We start from the raw sequence: 15,226 nt of genomic DNA on the forward strand, positions 1-15,226 counted from the left end.
GCTTTGATCGGGGCCGTAACCAAAGATGGCGGCACGAGCCAAAACTAAATGCTCTGTCCACAGGGTTGCTCCACATTGTACCGGGGGAATAGGGCAGGATTGATGTGTGAAGTCATATACTGCCGGACTTATTGGAATCATCGCTTTAGCACTGCTGGTGGCCGGGCACTCTTTGGGTCTTGGTTATGCGGTTGGCGTGAGCATCGCCCTCGCGGTGGTCTTTGGCTATGGCTGGCCGCAATATTTAGGTATTCCAGCCAAGAAAACCTTGGGAACCGTCATTGCTTTGACAGGGGTTGGCGCAGCCGTGACCGCAGGATTGGCGACGGGGGGCGACTTCTTGGTGTGGACCCCCATCTATATAGCCGTTGGTTTTGGCGCAGTTATGGCCGTACAAATTATTCGCGGAACAGGGCAAAAGCACCGGCTTGAATCCACCCTTGGCGCCGGAGCAGGTGTTGCCATCGCTGGCTTCACGTGTGGATGGGTGGCCTCTTTTCGGTTCCTGGGTGAGCCCGGCATGACCCTTATCGTGGCAATCAGCGCCGCAGTGGCGCTTTTGGTGGGCATGTTGGCATGGCCTGACAGGGTTGTTGGGCCCCTGGCGATAGGAGTGGCTGCTTTAGCAGGGCCCCTTGCCGCACTGCTTTTCTCTGATGTCCGCATTATTCCGGCCGCAATTCTAGGGGTCCTCGTCGGAGCTGTCATTGCGGCTTTCCGCCGAATCCGCACCCTCGCCGGCACGCCAGCCGTGGTCCTGGGTGTGGTTGCGGCAGCGCTAGCCCCAATCCTGTCCCTTGGCACGCTTGTTTATTTCGTTGAAAAAATGATCCTGTACTAGCGACCAAGACGCAGGCCATACGGAGATTGCTGGAACACCCAAGAGAACCTTGTAGGATGGCATTATGAGCGTACTTGCCTTAGAAATCTTCTACATCAGTCTCCTAGTAGTAGCCAGCGTGGCCATGGCTTGGTTTGCCGGGCTGGTGGTATGGCGGCTTTTCAAGGGTCAGCAGTAACCTGCCATGCCCATTGAGATCCCCACAGACCTGACTCCTGAACTTGTGCCGTTGTCGTGGCTGCTTGGAACATGGAGTGGAGCGGGCCGGCTAGGTGCTGGCGATGCTGACTCTGAGTTTTTCACCCAGACTGTAACCTTCAAAGCCAATGGACTGCCCTATTTGCAATACACAGCTGAGTCGTGGTTAACAGATGAAGCGGGTACTGTTTTGCGGCCACTTTCCGTGGAAACAGGGTTTTGGCAGCTTGACCGAAAATTAAACGACTCCGACGGCGGCCCCGGCCTGATACCTGCGGAGATAGTGCCTGCGCTTCGAACAGCGGATGATGTTGAGGCCCTCCGCAATGCTGATGGTGGGTTCAACATCATGGCCAATATTGTGCACCCCGGTGGCATCTCGGAGCTGTACTACGGCACCATTGAGGGTCCCCAGATTCAGCTTTCAACCGATGCTGTCATGCGCGGAGCCGGAGCTAAGGACTACACGGCGGCGACCCGTATTTTTGGTCTCGTTAACAGCGACTTGTACTGGCGTTGGGACGTTGCCGCCCAGGGTAAGGCTCTTGCCGCTCACGCCTCCGCCGCCTTGCACAAAGTTACTTTGTAATTTCATAGCCCCACGCCGGCCGCATTGTGCCGTTGCTGATTACGGAGCAGTTTTGGTCCTATTTACAATGGTCCGGCCTGGCCAATTATTGCACCGGATGGGTTTTGTGAAAGTGCCGGAATAGGCCATCAAGAGAAGGCGTTAGAGAGTATATGAGCTATTTAAGTCCGTTGTTGAACCGTGCCGGTGCCGTGCAAGCGGGCGGCCAAGACGCTGGCGTAGCTTCCCACTACGGTGAACCCAACCGTGAACAGCGCCTGTTGGCGGGGTATCTGGGGAAGCCGGGAACCGCCGTCGTAGATCTTTCCCACCGTGGTGTGGTTACTGTGACCGGCCCCGACAGGCTTAGTTGGCTCAACACGCTTTCATCCCAGGCGCTGACAAATTTGGCGCCCGGAATAGGCACTGAACTGCTCCTGCTTACTGTCCAGGGCCGCATTGAATTTGATGCCCGTGTTGTGGATGACGGTGAATGCACCTGGTTGATTGTGGAAACCGATGAGGCAGCACCGTTGGCGCAGTGGTTGAACTCCATGAAGTTCATGTTGCGGGTAGAGGTTGCCGATGCCTCGAGAAGCTGGGCAGTGGTTGGTTCTGTTGCAGAAGTTCCCGAATGGGGCAATTATGTGGCGTGGGTTGATCCGTGGCCGCATGTTGGTGCCGGTGGGTACAGTTATGCAGCCGTTGCTGCGGAAGAGCATCCCGGACTAGAGCGGCCTTGGCGCGAGTACTTGATTCCGGCTACTGAATTGGTGGATGCTGTGGGGCAGCGTCCGTTGGCTGGTGTGTGGGCAGCTGAAGCGCTCCGAGTGGCTGCTTGGCGTCCACGCCGAGGCGCGGAAACGGACGAGAAAACAATTCCGCACGAACTGGACCTGCTGCGTACCGCCGTGCACATGGACAAAGGATGTTACAAGGGCCAGGAATCGGTTGCGCGTGTGCACAATTTGGGGCGGCCGCCGCGCAGACTCGTGTTTCTCCAGCTCGATGGCTCCCTTCACACCCTGCCGGCCGCCGGGAGCGAGGTTTCCTTCGAGGAACGTGTGGTGGGCACTGTAACTTCCAGTGCCCAGCACTTTGAGATGGGGCCTATTGCGCTTGCGCTGATCAAACGCTCCGTTGATCCGCAGGCAGTGTTGAGTGTAACCGACGACGGTGAGGTCTACCCCGCCAGTCAAGAGGTCATTGTTGCCCCGCAAGCAGGTCAAGTCGTAGGCCGGGCCACCGGGTTCCTTCGTCCACCTCGGTAACAGCGTTGGGGCTGTTGATGCGTAGGTTTGTGTCTCACTATTCCGCGTGGAATACTTCGTGTGGAATAGATAGGTAATCAGACAGATTCTGCCAATAACATCCTGCGAATAACTCGCTGAGATACCTATCAGAAGGGTTACAAGTGCGACAACAGCTTTCACCTCTTGCCATGGCTATTCTGGGCCTGCTCGTTGAGCGGGCTATGCATCCTTATGAGATGTATCAATTGCTGGTGCAACGCCACGAAGACCGGATACTCAAGGTCAGACCCGGAACGCTTTACCATGCGATGGGCAGGCTGGCGGCGGCTGAACTGGTTGAAACGGTGGGAACTGATCGTGACGGTAACCGTCCGGAACGGACAACCTACGCAATTCTGGCGGCTGGCCGAGAGCAGTTGACCATTGAACTGTGTCAACTGCTCTCGCAACCTGTCAAAGAATACCCTCGCTTTCCACAGGCACTTTCCGAAGCGCACAATCTGCCGGCAGCCAGCGCTATTGAACTTTTAGGGCAACGCACCGTGGCACTTGAAGAGGAAGTGGCTACCTTGGAATCTCAGACTTCAGTGGCACGTGCACGGGAAGTGCCGGAGCAGTATTGGATCAATGTGGACTATCAACAACATCAGTTGCGGTCCGAGCTCGACTGGATCCACAAACTGCGCGCCAATATCCGCAACGGCTCACTTCCCTGGGGGATCGGCACCAAATAAGACATTGAAATAAGCAATAAACAAGAGTTCTAACACTAAGGATCAACCCATGGAAATCGTGGCAAAACCGTGGCCCGCGTTATGGGCACTCGTTCTAGGTTTCTTTATGATCCTGGTCGATTCAACCATCGTTTCGGTGGCCAACCCTAAGATCATGGAGGGCCTGAATACCGACATAAACTCGGTGATTTGGGTGACTAGCGCCTATCTTTTGGCCTACGCCGTTCCGCTGCTTGTATCTGGGCGGCTGGGTGATAAATACGGTCCGAAGAATCTCTACCTTGTGGGCCTGACGGTCTTTACTCTGGCTTCTTTGTGGTGCGGTTTTTCTGGGGATATTTCTACACTTATTCTTGCTCGCGTTGCCCAGGGCCTGGGCGCTGCCATGATGACTCCTCAGACAATGGCCGTCATCACCCGCATCTTTGCTCCAGACAAGCGCGGCCCCGCAATGGGCCTCTGGGGTGCCACTGCTGGTGTTGCCATGCTGGTTGGACCTATTCTTGGTGGTGTTCTGGTCGACAGTCTGGGCTGGGAATGGATCTTCTTTGTCAACGTGCCCGTTGGGGTCGTTGCTTTTGTCATGGCATGGCGTCTGGTGCCAACGCTGAAAACGCACGACCACAAATTTGATCTGCTGGGTGTTCTGCTCAGTTCTGTGGGCTTGCTATTGCTAGTTTTTGGCATCCAAGAAGGGGCCACCTATGACTGGGGCACCATCGCGGGCCCGTTGAGCGTATGGGGACTAATTATTGCTGGGGTTCTGTTCCTCATCGCCTTCGTCTGGTGGCAGGCGATCAATAAGGGCGAACCACTGGTACCGCTGCATTTGTTCAAGGTGCGGAACTTTTCACTGGCCAATATAGCTATTACAACCATGGGCTTCAGCATCACAGCCATGAGCCTGCCGTTGTTCTTCTACTACCAGCTGGTGCGTGGAATGACACCCACCCAATCTGCGCTCATGATGGTCCCCATGGCGTTGTTCTCAGGCATTTTGGCCCCCTTTGTGGGCAAGCTCGTTGACGCGGTCAACCCGCGCTACGTGGCCTTCACAGGTTTCATTCTCATGTCAGTGTCCTTGGCGTGGACCGCTGCGCTGATGAGCCCCGAAACACCCATTTGGCTCTTTCTTCTCCCAAGCGGGCTACTCGGCATCGCCAGCTCCGGAATTTGGGCACCACTATCCACGACAGCAACCCGTAATCTGCGCCCGAACGAGGCCGGAGCAGGTGCCGGGGTATACAACACCACGCGGCAGATTGGTTCAGTCTTGGGCAGTGCGGCCATTGCAGCCCTGATCTCGGCCCGGTTGGCGGCAGAAATGCCGGCGGGAGCGGCGGGCGGGGCAACGGGAGTATCCGGGCAACTGCCGGAATTCTTGCAGGCAGGGTTCTCCACAGCGATGGCCCAGTCAACGCTGCTCCCTGCAGCAGCAGTGATTTTGGGTGCGGCGATGGCTATTATGTTCGCTAAACCGCGTGATGTATCTGCCATCTACGCCGAGTTTAGTGACTCTGTAGATGCACCTGAGTCTGTAACCCGGCAACGCTAAGTCCCAACGATGTCGCCAAGGCGTGGGCGCCGGCGTTGTTCACGTCTGCCCGCCACTGCACAATGAGCCCGGCCGACAGCGCTTCGTGGGCCGCAATGCTTGTGGCCAAGGCGCCAACTCCTTGGCGGCGAAACTCAGGTGCCACCAAAGTTCCCAACTGTGCCAGCAGGCCCTGATACTCGCCATAGGCGCTACAGGCAAGGGGTCCGGCGTCGGGGGTGCCTGTCTGCATCACAGTGAACTTATTTGCCCGTGTTGCCAGCGCAACGTCATTGACATCGTCAGGGGGACACAAGGATTCCAACTCCATAGCCTGCTCCGGGGCTGTGGAAACGTGAACCGTTCCTTCGGGTTGGTGCAGCTCCAGATCGTCCGCGTAGTACAGCGCCTGCGTGCCCATGCCCCGACCGCCGTCGGCCCTGGTCAGACGCAGCATAGTACTGTGATCGCTGAGTTCGTCGTCATCAAAGGCATCTGCGGCACTCAGAAGATGGACAGGTCCGGTGAGGATTGATCTGTCCCACAACCTGATAAAGGTCAGTGTCTGTGACGGCACCGGATGAATGATCCGCGCATTTCCAGTGTCGGCTAAGAGTGAATCTGCGGGTAGTCCCAGACCGCGCTCCCACGCCAAAAAAACGATGGGCGCGGAGGAAATCTCGAATGTCATGGTTTAAACGTTAGCGCCCTGGCGCACTTGTGTGTGCCAGGGCGCTCAAAGCAAGAAGATCCAGTGACTGTTAGCCGAACAAAATTGCGGCCTCGTCGTAACGATGCTGGGGAACGGTTTTCAAGTTCCCAAGAGCTGCCTCGAAGGGCACATGCTCAATCTCGGTACCCTTGAGCGAGACCATGGTTCCCCAGCGTTCCTCCACCACGGAGTCAACTGCGGCCATGCCCAGACGTGTGGCGAGCACGCGGTCAAAACTCGAAGGCACGCCGCCGCGCTGAATGTGGCCAAGAATGGTTGCTCGGGTTTCGATCCCAGTGCGTGCCTCGATTTCCGGGGCCAACTGCTCGCTGATGCCACCCAGGCGTGGACGGCCAAAAGTATCCAAGCCGCGCTCTGAATGAGCTGAATCCTGGTGGTCTGGGACGAATCCTTCAGCCACAACCACCAGTGGTGCACGGCCGCGGTCGTGGGCTTCATTCACCCAAGCGATGATCTGGTCCATGCTGGTGTTCTGCTCCGGGATCAGGACAGCGTGGGCGCCGGTGGCCATGCCGGCATGCAATGCGATCCATCCAACGTGGCGGCCCATAACCTCGGCGATCATGCACCGGTGGTGCGATTCGCCGGTGGTGCGCAGCCGGTCGATGGCCTCGGTTGCGATCTGCACTGCCGTATCAAAACCAAAGGTGTAATCGGTGGCGTCAAGGTCGTTGTCAACGGTTTTGGGAACACCCACGATTTTCAGGCCGGCATCCGTGAGCCTGCGCGCCGCCGCAAGTGTTCCTTCGCCGCCAATGGCAATGATTGCATCTATCCCTAGGCGGTCCATGTTGGCTTTGATGACTTCCGGGCCACCATTACCTTCAAACGGGTTGGTCCGTGAGGTGCCCAAAATGGTGCCGCCCTGCTTGGAGATACCACGCACCATCTGGCGTGGCAGGTCCATGATGTCGCTCTCGACCACTCCGCGCCAGCCATCACGAAAACCAACAAACTCGTGTCCGTGAACTTTGATGCCTTTGAGGACAATGCCGCGTATTACCGCATTCAGGCCAGGGCAGTCTCCGCCGCTGGTGAGAATTCCAATCTTCATGTGTATTTAGATCCTTAGAGGGTGGGTCAATGGATGGTTGAGCGCACCATTGAGCTCCTCTGTAGATCAGTCTAGACGTTCATGTGATCTCGGCAACTCCATGACCGGTCCGTGGACCCACTTCCGGACTACAGCTATTTCTTGCGCAGAAGCTTCACCGAGCCACCGGCAACCATGGCCACACCGGCCCCCAGCAGCAGCCACATTGATGTTTGCCCAGCGTCTAAAAAGATGCCAGCTTGCCTGGTGAGGATGATGAGGGTTCCCAGGACAAGGACGACGGCGCCCCACACCAGGGTGCCCACCCGCACCGGGTGCCGGGCCGGGTCACCAGGTGTATCCAGATGATCTGTGGGATTTTCCATGATGTGCTCCGTTGTGTTAGGGGGTGCCATGTTCGCGGCGGCTGGGTTTGTAGCGGCTGGGTTTGTAGTAGCTGGGAGGGTGGTGGCGCCCGGAGTTATCATTGGCCGACCACCGGAATCACCTTGATGTTGCTGGCCACACCCTGAAGGGTGATGACGAGCCCATTGCCTGTGACGCCCGGGTTAACTTCGGTGCTCAGGTCCTGTGTCAGGGTGGCGCCGTCGTTCATGCCGTCAATTGACAGTGAAGCCGCAACCAATTCGCTCTTGATAGTCACGGGCACGCTGGTGGGAACCTTGATGGTGATCCGTGCGGCGGCGGTCTCTAGCGGAATCAGGACATCGCTGCTTAGGGACGCTGCGCCGTCGAGCCGGGTAAGGTCAATGGTTGAATTACCCAACACCACAGTCTGTCCAGCTTCCGCGGCCTCAATGCTGGTTGGTGACCAGCTCACGTTATTCAGGGCTGTGAATTCCCCTGAATGAGGGGGGATGCTCAGCAAGCTGGCAAGCACTAGCATCACGATGGCGAAGGAGCCCACGCCGCCTGCTGTGCGGCCCATGGCGCCGGCCCCTACGATGGCCAGGCCCGCTGTTATGGCGGCGGCTGCGGCTGCTGTGGCCACCTGGTAGCCGTTGAGATCTATGATGTTGGTGGCATTCAAGATCAGCACTATGGAGCCAACCACCACCGCCAGGCCCAGAGACAAAAGAGTCGCCGCAGCGCCGAGGTGCGGTGTGGTCTTTACCGGGTGCTTAACGTACATCCGTGGATCGAAGGTGACGGGTTGCTGGGGCGCGTACTGCTGTTGTGGGGCTGCGAAGGAACCGGGCGCTGCAGCTGGGAAGTACGGGGCGCTCTGGTAAGGCTGGCTTCTGACTCCGGTATTTTGCTGACCAGGCAAGGGATGCTGACCAGGCAAGGGATATGGGGACTTGGTCTCCGTGGGCTTGTGACGGTTCACCGCCCAATAGATAACACCGGCGACTGCGGCAATCCAGAACAACGGCCACGGGAACCAGGAGTCATAGCCGTCGAAGAGGAAACCCTGACCGGGACCAGCGAAACCTAAGACCGTGAGCAGAGCCGCCCCTGTCATCCCTGTTGACCAGTGACCACGGCTCACCTGCTCAACGTGGATGCGGCCGTCGGGTTCGGGCAACAAGGCCCAGGCAACACCGTAAGCCAACAGACCTACGCCAAAAAAGAGCGTCAGGACAACCGTCAAGCCGCGCACTATGACGGGATCGATGCCCCATTTATTGGCCAGGCCGCTGCACACCCCGCCTACCCAACGGTTGCTGCCACGCTGCACACCTAAACCACGCAGCCACTGGAAAAACTTTGCCGAACTGGCTGGCTCGGGGGTGGGAAGCGGCGGCGGTTCTGGCGTGTTCTGCTCTGGTGTGTTCTGCTCTGGTGTGTTCTGCTCTGGGGTGTCCTGTGGAATGTTCATAGTTCAATGGTCTCTAAATGATAGGGCTCTGAACATCGGGGCTCACCCTGAAAGAACCCTGAATGAGCCCTCAATAGTCTTAGGTGCAGGCCGGGGCGTGCTTGGATTGAACCATGAGCGCAAAGATGTACCGCTCCCAAGAGCGAATCATCGCCGGGGTCTGCGGTGGACTGGCCGAGCACCTTGGCATCAAGGTGCGGCTTCTACGCGTCATCTTGATTGGCACAAGCTTTTTCTTTGGTGCCGGGTTGGTGTTTTATGTATGGCTATGGCTTTTGGTGCCCATGGCCGGCGATCAGGCAGAGGCGGAAAGCCCCTTGCTTGATCGGGACGGCAATCCCCGGCTAAAACTGTTCCGTCCCGCCCCGGAACCGTCAACGATGGGGGAAAAGCAAAGCGGGAACAGCAATAGCGAACGCCAAAAATTTGCGCTTGGTTTCAAAGACGTGCTCATTGGCGGCGGACTTGTTATCGCCGCCCTTGCCGTCTTCGGTCAACAGGCAGGGTGGAACCTGCAGCTGGGAACCTTGATTCCATTGCTCATCATTGCCCTGGGCGCTGTTTTGGCCTGGATGCAACTGGATAACACCAGACGGGTGGGGCTGCTCAACGCCGCAAAAATGGACACCCCCATGGCTTTGCTGCGTTTAGGTGGTGGCATTGTCCTTGTCATTGCCGGTGTAATTGTCATTGTGGCAGGATCGGGTTCCTGGCAGCTGGTGTGGTCCTCCGTGGTGGCCTCACTCGCTGTGCTTGCCGGTGTGGGGCTCGTCCTTGCCCCGTGGGCGCTGAAGTTCTGGAGGGAGTTCCAAAACGAAAGGGCCGGGCGCATCCGGGAAACCGAACGGGCTGAAATCGCCGCGCACCTCCACGACTCTGTCCTGCAAACCCTGGCTTTGATCCAAAAGAGAGCCCATTCCGCCGCTGATGTGACCCGGCTGGCCCGGGCTCAAGAACGTGAATTGCGGGAGTGGATCTATCAGGACAATGCGCACAGTTCAGGTGCCCTCGTCGAGCGGGTTAAAGCAGTTTGTGCTGAAGCGGAAGACCTCTACGGGCAGGCCGTTGAAGTGGTCGCCGTGGGGGATGCTGAGCTGACCGAACATGGGAACGCGCTTGTCCAAGCCGTGCGTGAGGCCGTGCTGAATGGTGTGCGGCACGGTGGAACAACTGTTTCGGTTTATGTTGAAGCCGGGGTCAGAGGTGTGGATGTTTTTATTAAGGACCGCGGCCCCGGCTTTGATATCAGTGCCGTACCGTCAGACAGGCTGGGAGTCCGGGAGTCCGTCGTCGGGCGGATGCAACGCAACGGTGGTACGGCTGAGATCATTAGTTCAGCTGAGGGCACCGAGGTGCGACTGCACCTGCCCATCGGAACACCCGTCACCGAGGACACTAAATGACATTGCTTCCAACACCCGTCCGGGTAGTGATCGTGGATGATCACGCCATTTTCCGGTCCGGGCTCAAGGCCGATCTTGCCCAAGACATAGCGGTTGTGGCAGAAGCAGCCACAGTTGAAGAAGCCATTGCTGCCGTGAATACACAGCAACCCGACGTGGTCCTCCTTGACGTACACCTGCCAGGCGGGCGGGGACAAGGCGGGCGGGAAGTCATCGCAGGGTGTGCGTCTTTGCTGGCAACAACGAAATTTTTGGCCTTAAGTGTCTCCGACTCGGCCGAAGATGTTGTTTCGGTGATCCGGGCCGGGGCACGTGGCTATGTTACGAAGTCAATCTCCGGGGAAGCGATCTCGGACGCAGTTCGTCGTGTGGCAGGCGGAGACGCAGTATTTTCACCCAGGCTGGCCGGTTTTGTGCTGGATGCCTTTGGTACGGCCGAGGTAGCGGTAGAGGATGAGTTGGATAGGCTCTCGGCCCGCGAACTTGAGGTCATGCGGCTGATTGCGCGCGGCTATTCGTACAAGGAAGTGGCGAAGGCGCTGTTTATTGCGATCAAGACAGTGGAAACTCACGTTTCGGCAGTTCTGCGTAAGTTGCAGCTGTCTTCACGCCACGAATTAACGCGTTGGGCCGCAGACCGGCGGCTCCTGTAGCCTCAACCGCCACTTCCCCGCACCATTGCTCGCGAATAGTGCGCCACAATGCCTGTGGCGCACTATTCGCGTCAAACCGTGCGCAGAAGTGGCGGGATTAGCCCAAGAACTCCTGCAAACGTGCAATGCCGACTGCCAGGTCGTCGTCGCCCAAGGCATAGGAGAGGCGCAGGAAGCCGCTGGGCCCAAACGCCTCGCCCGGAACTACTGCAACTTCAACTTTGTCCAGGATCAACGTGGCCAGCTCGGCGGAGGTTGCGGGGCGGATTCCACCAATTTCACGGCCCAGCAGACCGCGAACGTCGGCGTAGGCGTAGAAAGCGCCATGTGGGGTGGGGCACTTCACGCCGTCAATCGCATTCAGCCCGGCAACCATGGCCTTGCGGCGGCGGTCAAAGGCTACCTTCATCTCATCCACGGCCGTCAGCGGGCCCGAAACTGCGGCGAGAGCGGCCATCTGGGACACATTAGCCACATTCGAGGTGGCGTGGGACTGCATGTTGGTGGCCGCTTTGGCAACATCAAGGGGCGCGATCATCCAGCCTACGCGCCACCCTGTCATGGCATAAGTTTTAGCCACACCATTGAGTATCACCACACGGTCACCCAGTTCAGGGACTGCCGTGGCAATGGAGGTGAAGGGCACACCGTCGTAGGTCAGGTGCTCATAGATTTCATCCGTGATGACCCAAAGCCCTTTCGATGCGGCCCACAAACCAATTTCACGCGTTTGTTCGGGGGAGTACACAGCGCCTGTGGGGTTGGAAGGGGAAACAAACAGCAGCACCTTAGTGCGGGGCGTCAGAGCGGCTTCCAACTGCTCGATGCTCACAAGGTAACCCTGCTCGGGGCCAGCAAAAACCTCAACCGGAACACCGCCAGCCAAGCGGATGGCCTCTGGATAAGTAGTCCAGAACGGGGAGGGAACTATAACTTCATCGCCCGGATCCAGAAGAGTCGCAAAGGACTCGTACACAGCTTGTTTGCCACCGTTGGTGACAACGACCTGGGCGGGGTCAACTTCATAGTTTGAATCCCGCAACGTCTTAGCAGCAATGGCGCTACGCAGCTCCGGCAGTCCAGCCGCAGGGGAGTAGCGATGGAACTTCGGTTGGCGGGCTGCGGCAATGGCTGCCTCAACAATGTAATCAGGGGTGGGGAAATCAGGCTCACCAGCTCCAAAGCCAATGACGGGACGCCCGGCGGCCTTCAAGGCCTTGGCTTTGGCGTCCACAGCCAGTGTGGCGGATTCGGCAATGGCGGCGATCCTTGCGGAAATACGGCGCCCGGAGGCTTGCTCGGCTGTCAGTTCGGCAGACATCAGGATTCTTTCTTTGGCAGGGAGCTTCAAAATCTAAACTTCGTCATGACCCACTTTAGGCGCATACGGTTTTATGCGCCTACTGTGTCCGGTTCGACGTACGCCCATAAGGATGCGTAGAATGGGTAACCGGTGTTCAAGCACGATGATGGTTCACGCCTTGAAGTCGGTCTCCAGCTCTGTTTTGGAAGCACGACTTTAAGACTGTAGATTATTCATGGTTCTTAGCATCAAGTAAGGATCTTCAACCGCTTGAGACTTCGGTCGCTTGTGGGTGGTTTCCAAAGGGTAGTGGCGCAATTGGTAGCGCAGCGGTCTCCAAAACCGCAGGTTGCAGGTTCGAGTCCTGTCTGCCCTGCGCATAGGCACAAAAGTTTTATTGCATGGAATTTGTGTAGTAAACCACCGTGTCTGGGCGAATGATTTGCACATCGCACGGTCCGAACGAACGGGTCTGCGGGCATTCCAACAAATGATGAGTGAGGCACTGGTGACCGAAACTGCGGCAAGCAGCTCCAAGGGCCCTGCCAAGAAGGCGACAAAGCCCGGCAAGCCCGGATTTTTTGCCCGAATAGCTATCTTTATGCGCCAAGTCATTGGCGAGTTGAAGAAAGTTGTGACCCCCACTCGAAAAGAGTTGATCAACATGACAGCTGTTGTGTTGGTATTCGTGGTAATCGTGATGGGTATTGTTACCGTCCTGGATCTGGGTTTCGGCAGGGCCGTGCTCTGGATCTTTGGTGGAAACGTAAACATCGAGCAGTAAGACGCTCACCGTGGCCGACCTCGCTGAACACTTTGGCATGGGGTCGGTTTGAGCCATTTAAGAACCGCACAAGGAAAGCAGGAAATTCGTGTCTGAGCTGGAGCCCGAGGCAACAAACAGTGAGCAGGACCAGGACACTGTGGTTGCTGATGCTGCCATCAGTGCCGACCTTTCTGCGCCCGCGGACGACGTCGAAACCGACGAAGCCCCCGAGGTAACCGACGCTGTGGCCACCGACGCTGTGGCTGGCGATGAGGAAGACGCTGAATCAACGGCAGAGACCGTTGATGAAGCCGCCGAGCCCGAAGTTGACCCGGCAGAAGAGTTCAAGGCCAAACTGCGCCGCCAAGAGGGCGACTGGTACGTCATCCATTCCTACGCCGGTTATGAAAACCGCGTCAAGGTAAACCTTGAATCACGCAGCCTGTCGCTGAACATGGAAGATTACATCTTCGAAATTCAGGTCCCCATGGAAGAAGTCGTGGAGATCAAGAACGCCCAGCGTAAAGTTGTTAGCCGCGTACGAATCCCGGGCTACGTTTTGGTACGTATGGAACTGACAGATGCCTCGTGGGGGGTTGTGCGCCACACTCCCGGAGTCACAGGATTCGTTGGTAACGCTCACAACCCTGTCCCGCTGCGTCTTGATGAAGTTTTCTCCATGCTGGCTCCCATCTTTGAGGAGCAGCAGGCTGAAGAGAGCGGCGTTCCGTTGCGTCACGATCCCGTCGACGCCGTCATCGACTTTGAAGTTGGCGAAGCAGTCATCGTCAAGGACGGTCCTTTCGAGGGCTTGTCGGCTTCGATCTCCGAGATCAAACCCGAAGCGCAGCAGCTTGTTGTGCTGGTTTCGATCTTTGAGCGTGAAACACCCGTCACGCTTGCATTCAACCAGGTCACCAAGATCTAGTTACCCACAATTTTCGTTTCCTTTAGAACTTGCTTAGTCCTCAAGGAAACGTTCGGCCGGACGCCATTCGGCCACCCACCTTGGACGCGCTCCGTCGTCCTTGGAAGATATTGAGAGAAGGACCCTACATTGGCTCCCAAGAAGAAGGTCACCGGCCTTATCAAGCTGCAGATCCAGGCAGGCGCCGCTAACCCGGCACCGCCCATCGGACCCGCGCTTGGTCAGCACGGCGTCAACATCATGGAATTCTGCAAGGCGTACAACGCTGCAACAGAATCCCAGCGCGGAAACGTAGTCCCCGTTGAAATTACGGTTTACGAAGACCGTTCATTCACATTCATCACCAAGACCCCGCCGGCTGCAGAGCTCATCAAAAAGGCTGCAGGCGTCGCCAAGGGTTCAGCTACCCCGCACACCGTCAAGGTTGCCCAGCTGACCAAGGCACAGGTCAACGAGATCGCCACCCAGAAGATGGTTGACCTCAACGCAACAAGCGTTGAAGGTGCAGAGAAAATCATCGCCGGTACCGCTCGTTCCATGGGTATCACCGTCGAGGCCTAAGTCTTTTTGACTTTCGCCTTACGCCCGTTTGGGCACATCTAAACATTAAGAACGACGCCGTACACCTCACCTTTGGTGGGTAGCGGCGGACGTAGTGGCAGGGCCCGCGCGGTCCTAACGACCACAACTGCACAAGGAGAATCGCAGCATGGCAAAGCGCAGTAAAGCATATGAGGCAGCTCAGGCGAAGATCGATGTGGACAACACATACGCACCCTTCGACGCCATCAAGCTCGCCAAGGAAACAAACCCGTCCAAGTTCGACGCCACCGTTGAGGTTGCCTTCCGTTTGGGTGTAGACCCTCGTAAGGCCGACCAGATGATCCGTGGCACAGTAAACCTGCCTCACGGTACCGGTAAGACTGCCCGCGTTCTGGTTTTCGCAACAGGTGAGCGTGCCGAAGCTGCTATCGCAGCCGGCGCCGACTTTGTTGGCACCGATGACTTGATCGAAAAGATCCAGGGCGGCTGGACCGACTTCGACGCAGCCGTAGCCACACCTGACCTCATGGGTAAGGTTGGCCGTTTGGGTAAGGTTCTGGGGCCTCGTAACCTCATGCCTAACCCCAAGACAGGTACCGTCACCAACGACGTCGCCAAGGCTGTCAATGACATCAAGGGTGGAAAGATCGACTTCCGCGTCGACAAGCACTCCAACCTGCACTTCATCATCGGCAAGGTTTCCTTCGACGCCGTAAAGTTGGGCGAGAACTACGCAGCAGCTCTGGAAGAGGTGCTTCGTTTGAAGCCTTCAGCTTCCAAGGGCCGTTACTTGCAGAAGGCCACTGTCTCAACGACCTTCGGCCCTGGCATTCCCGTGGATCCCCAGGCCACCAAGGTGGTTATTGAGGACTAGTCCTTGAGCTTTGTAGAAA

The 15,226-nt window shown here is 57.4% G+C and carries 16 protein-coding genes and 1 tRNA gene; 12 read left to right on the forward strand and 5 right to left on the reverse strand.

The features are described 5' to 3' along the window. The first annotated feature begins 106 nt into the window (after positions 1-106). The 5 genes from QMG40_RS07415 (at position 107) to QMG40_RS07435 (ending at position 5,149) form a co-directional block, all read left to right on the forward strand. Positions 107-841, forward strand: a complete 735-nt coding sequence (locus tag QMG40_RS07415; RefSeq protein ID WP_283530011.1) for a permease — start codon at positions 107-109, stop codon at positions 839-841. A gap of 184 nt (positions 842-1,025) precedes the next feature. After that, complete coding sequence (locus QMG40_RS07420; protein ID WP_283530013.1) at positions 1,026-1,628, forward strand: nitrobindin family protein; 603 nt, start codon at positions 1,026-1,028, stop codon at positions 1,626-1,628. Positions 1,629-1,780: 152 nt separating this feature from the next. Continuing rightward, positions 1,781-2,878, forward strand: a complete 1,098-nt coding sequence (gene ygfZ / locus QMG40_RS07425) for a CAF17-like 4Fe-4S cluster assembly/insertion protein YgfZ (protein ID WP_283530015.1) — start codon at positions 1,781-1,783, stop codon at positions 2,876-2,878. 143 nt (positions 2,879-3,021) lie between these two features. Further along, positions 3,022-3,594 (forward strand): PadR family transcriptional regulator, encoded by a 573-nt coding sequence (locus QMG40_RS07430; RefSeq protein WP_283530017.1) that lies wholly within the window; start codon positions 3,022-3,024, stop codon positions 3,592-3,594. Positions 3,595-3,643: 49 nt separating this feature from the next. Continuing rightward, positions 3,644-5,149 (forward strand): MFS transporter, encoded by a 1,506-nt coding sequence (locus tag QMG40_RS07435; RefSeq protein ID WP_283530019.1) that lies wholly within the window; start codon positions 3,644-3,646, stop codon positions 5,147-5,149. Here the strand turns inward: QMG40_RS07435 and QMG40_RS07440 are convergent. From QMG40_RS07440 to QMG40_RS07455, 4 genes are all read right to left on the reverse strand, one after another. Beyond that, a complete protein-coding gene (locus QMG40_RS07440) occupies positions 5,103-5,819 on the reverse strand; it encodes a GNAT family N-acetyltransferase (protein ID WP_283530021.1) in 717 nt (238 codons plus the stop codon). The two genes, QMG40_RS07435 and QMG40_RS07440, sit on opposite strands and share 47 nt — an antisense overlap. A 70-nt stretch (positions 5,820-5,889) precedes the next feature. Continuing rightward, entirely contained in the window at positions 5,890-6,915 is a 1,026-nt protein-coding gene (locus QMG40_RS07445; protein ID WP_283530023.1) for a 6-phosphofructokinase, read from the reverse strand. Between the two features lie 134 nt (positions 6,916-7,049). Further along, complete coding sequence (locus QMG40_RS07450) at positions 7,050-7,280, reverse strand: hypothetical protein (protein ID WP_283530025.1); 231 nt, start codon at positions 7,278-7,280, stop codon at positions 7,050-7,052. 98 nt (positions 7,281-7,378) lie between these two features. After that, entirely contained in the window at positions 7,379-8,737 is a 1,359-nt protein-coding gene (locus tag QMG40_RS07455) for a PspC domain-containing protein (RefSeq protein ID WP_283530027.1), read from the reverse strand. A gap of 113 nt (positions 8,738-8,850) precedes the next feature. On the opposite strand from QMG40_RS07455, the gene QMG40_RS07460 reads away from it, so the two are divergent. Both QMG40_RS07460 and QMG40_RS07465 read left to right on the forward strand, forming a co-directional pair. After that, positions 8,851-10,140 carry an ATP-binding protein gene (locus tag QMG40_RS07460; protein ID WP_283530029.1) on the forward strand — a complete coding sequence of 430 codons (1,290 nt, stop codon included), beginning with the start codon at positions 8,851-8,853 and terminating at the stop codon, positions 10,138-10,140. Continuing rightward, a complete protein-coding gene (locus QMG40_RS07465) occupies positions 10,137-10,793 on the forward strand; it encodes a response regulator (protein ID WP_283530031.1) in 657 nt (218 codons plus the stop codon). Before QMG40_RS07460 ends, QMG40_RS07465 begins: the two co-directional genes overlap by 4 nt. Positions 10,794-10,890: 97 nt before the next feature. On the opposite strand, the gene QMG40_RS07470 is transcribed toward QMG40_RS07465, so the two are convergent. Further along, complete coding sequence (locus tag QMG40_RS07470; RefSeq protein WP_283530033.1) at positions 10,891-12,114, reverse strand: pyridoxal phosphate-dependent aminotransferase; 1,224 nt, start codon at positions 12,112-12,114, stop codon at positions 10,891-10,893. Positions 12,115-12,399: 285 nt separating this feature from the next. Here QMG40_RS07470 and QMG40_RS07475 point away from each other — a divergent pair. From QMG40_RS07475 to rplA, 5 genes are all read left to right on the forward strand, one after another. Further along, positions 12,400-12,472 (forward strand) — tRNA-Trp (locus tag QMG40_RS07475). Between the two features lie 117 nt (positions 12,473-12,589). Next, a complete protein-coding gene (gene secE / locus QMG40_RS07480; RefSeq protein ID WP_283530138.1) occupies positions 12,590-12,880 on the forward strand; it encodes a preprotein translocase subunit SecE in 291 nt (96 codons plus the stop codon). A gap of 88 nt (positions 12,881-12,968) precedes the next feature. Next, on the forward strand, positions 12,969-13,790 hold the full coding sequence (gene nusG, locus QMG40_RS07485) for a transcription termination/antitermination protein NusG (protein WP_283530035.1): 822 nt from the start codon (positions 12,969-12,971) through the stop codon (positions 13,788-13,790). A 129-nt stretch (positions 13,791-13,919) separates the two neighbouring features. Then, complete coding sequence (gene rplK / locus QMG40_RS07490) at positions 13,920-14,351, forward strand: 50S ribosomal protein L11 (protein WP_283530037.1); 432 nt, start codon at positions 13,920-13,922, stop codon at positions 14,349-14,351. Between the two features lie 148 nt (positions 14,352-14,499). Then, positions 14,500-15,207 (forward strand): 50S ribosomal protein L1, encoded by a 708-nt coding sequence (rplA, locus tag QMG40_RS07495; RefSeq protein ID WP_283530040.1) that lies wholly within the window; start codon positions 14,500-14,502, stop codon positions 15,205-15,207. Positions 15,208-15,226: the final 19 nt, after the last annotated feature.

This window comes from Arthrobacter antibioticus, from assembly GCF_030063205.1.
In the GTDB taxonomy this organism is placed as follows: domain Bacteria; phylum Actinomycetota; class Actinomycetes; order Actinomycetales; family Micrococcaceae; genus Specibacter.

Excerpts from the sequence above, each read along its gene's own strand:
- QMG40_RS07420 (WP_283530013.1), top strand. The coding sequence starts at position 1,026 with ATGCCCATTGAGATCCCCACAGACCTGACTCCTGAACTTGTGCCGTTG.
- ygfZ (WP_283530015.1), top strand. The coding sequence starts at position 1,781 with ATGAGCTATTTAAGTCCGTTGTTGAACCGTGCCGGTGCCGTGCAAGCG.
- QMG40_RS07435 (WP_283530019.1), top strand. The coding sequence starts at position 3,644 with ATGGAAATCGTGGCAAAACCGTGGCCCGCGTTATGGGCACTCGTTCTA.
- QMG40_RS07440 (WP_283530021.1), bottom strand. The coding sequence starts at position 5,819 with ATGACATTCGAGATTTCCTCCGCGCCCATCGTTTTTTTGGCGTGGGAG.
- QMG40_RS07445 (WP_283530023.1), bottom strand. The coding sequence starts at position 6,915 with ATGAAGATTGGAATTCTCACCAGCGGCGGAGACTGCCCTGGCCTGAAT.
- QMG40_RS07450 (WP_283530025.1), bottom strand. The coding sequence starts at position 7,280 with ATGGAAAATCCCACAGATCATCTGGATACACCTGGTGACCCGGCCCGG.
- QMG40_RS07455 (WP_283530027.1), bottom strand. The coding sequence starts at position 8,737 with ATGAACATTCCACAGGACACCCCAGAGCAGAACACACCAGAGCAGAAC.
- QMG40_RS07460 (WP_283530029.1), top strand. The coding sequence starts at position 8,851 with ATGAGCGCAAAGATGTACCGCTCCCAAGAGCGAATCATCGCCGGGGTC.
- QMG40_RS07465 (WP_283530031.1), top strand. The coding sequence starts at position 10,137 with ATGACATTGCTTCCAACACCCGTCCGGGTAGTGATCGTGGATGATCAC.
- QMG40_RS07470 (WP_283530033.1), bottom strand. The coding sequence starts at position 12,114 with ATGTCTGCCGAACTGACAGCCGAGCAAGCCTCCGGGCGCCGTATTTCC.
- secE (WP_283530138.1), top strand. The coding sequence starts at position 12,590 with ATGAGTGAGGCACTGGTGACCGAAACTGCGGCAAGCAGCTCCAAGGGC.
- rplA (WP_283530040.1), top strand. The coding sequence starts at position 14,500 with ATGGCAAAGCGCAGTAAAGCATATGAGGCAGCTCAGGCGAAGATCGAT.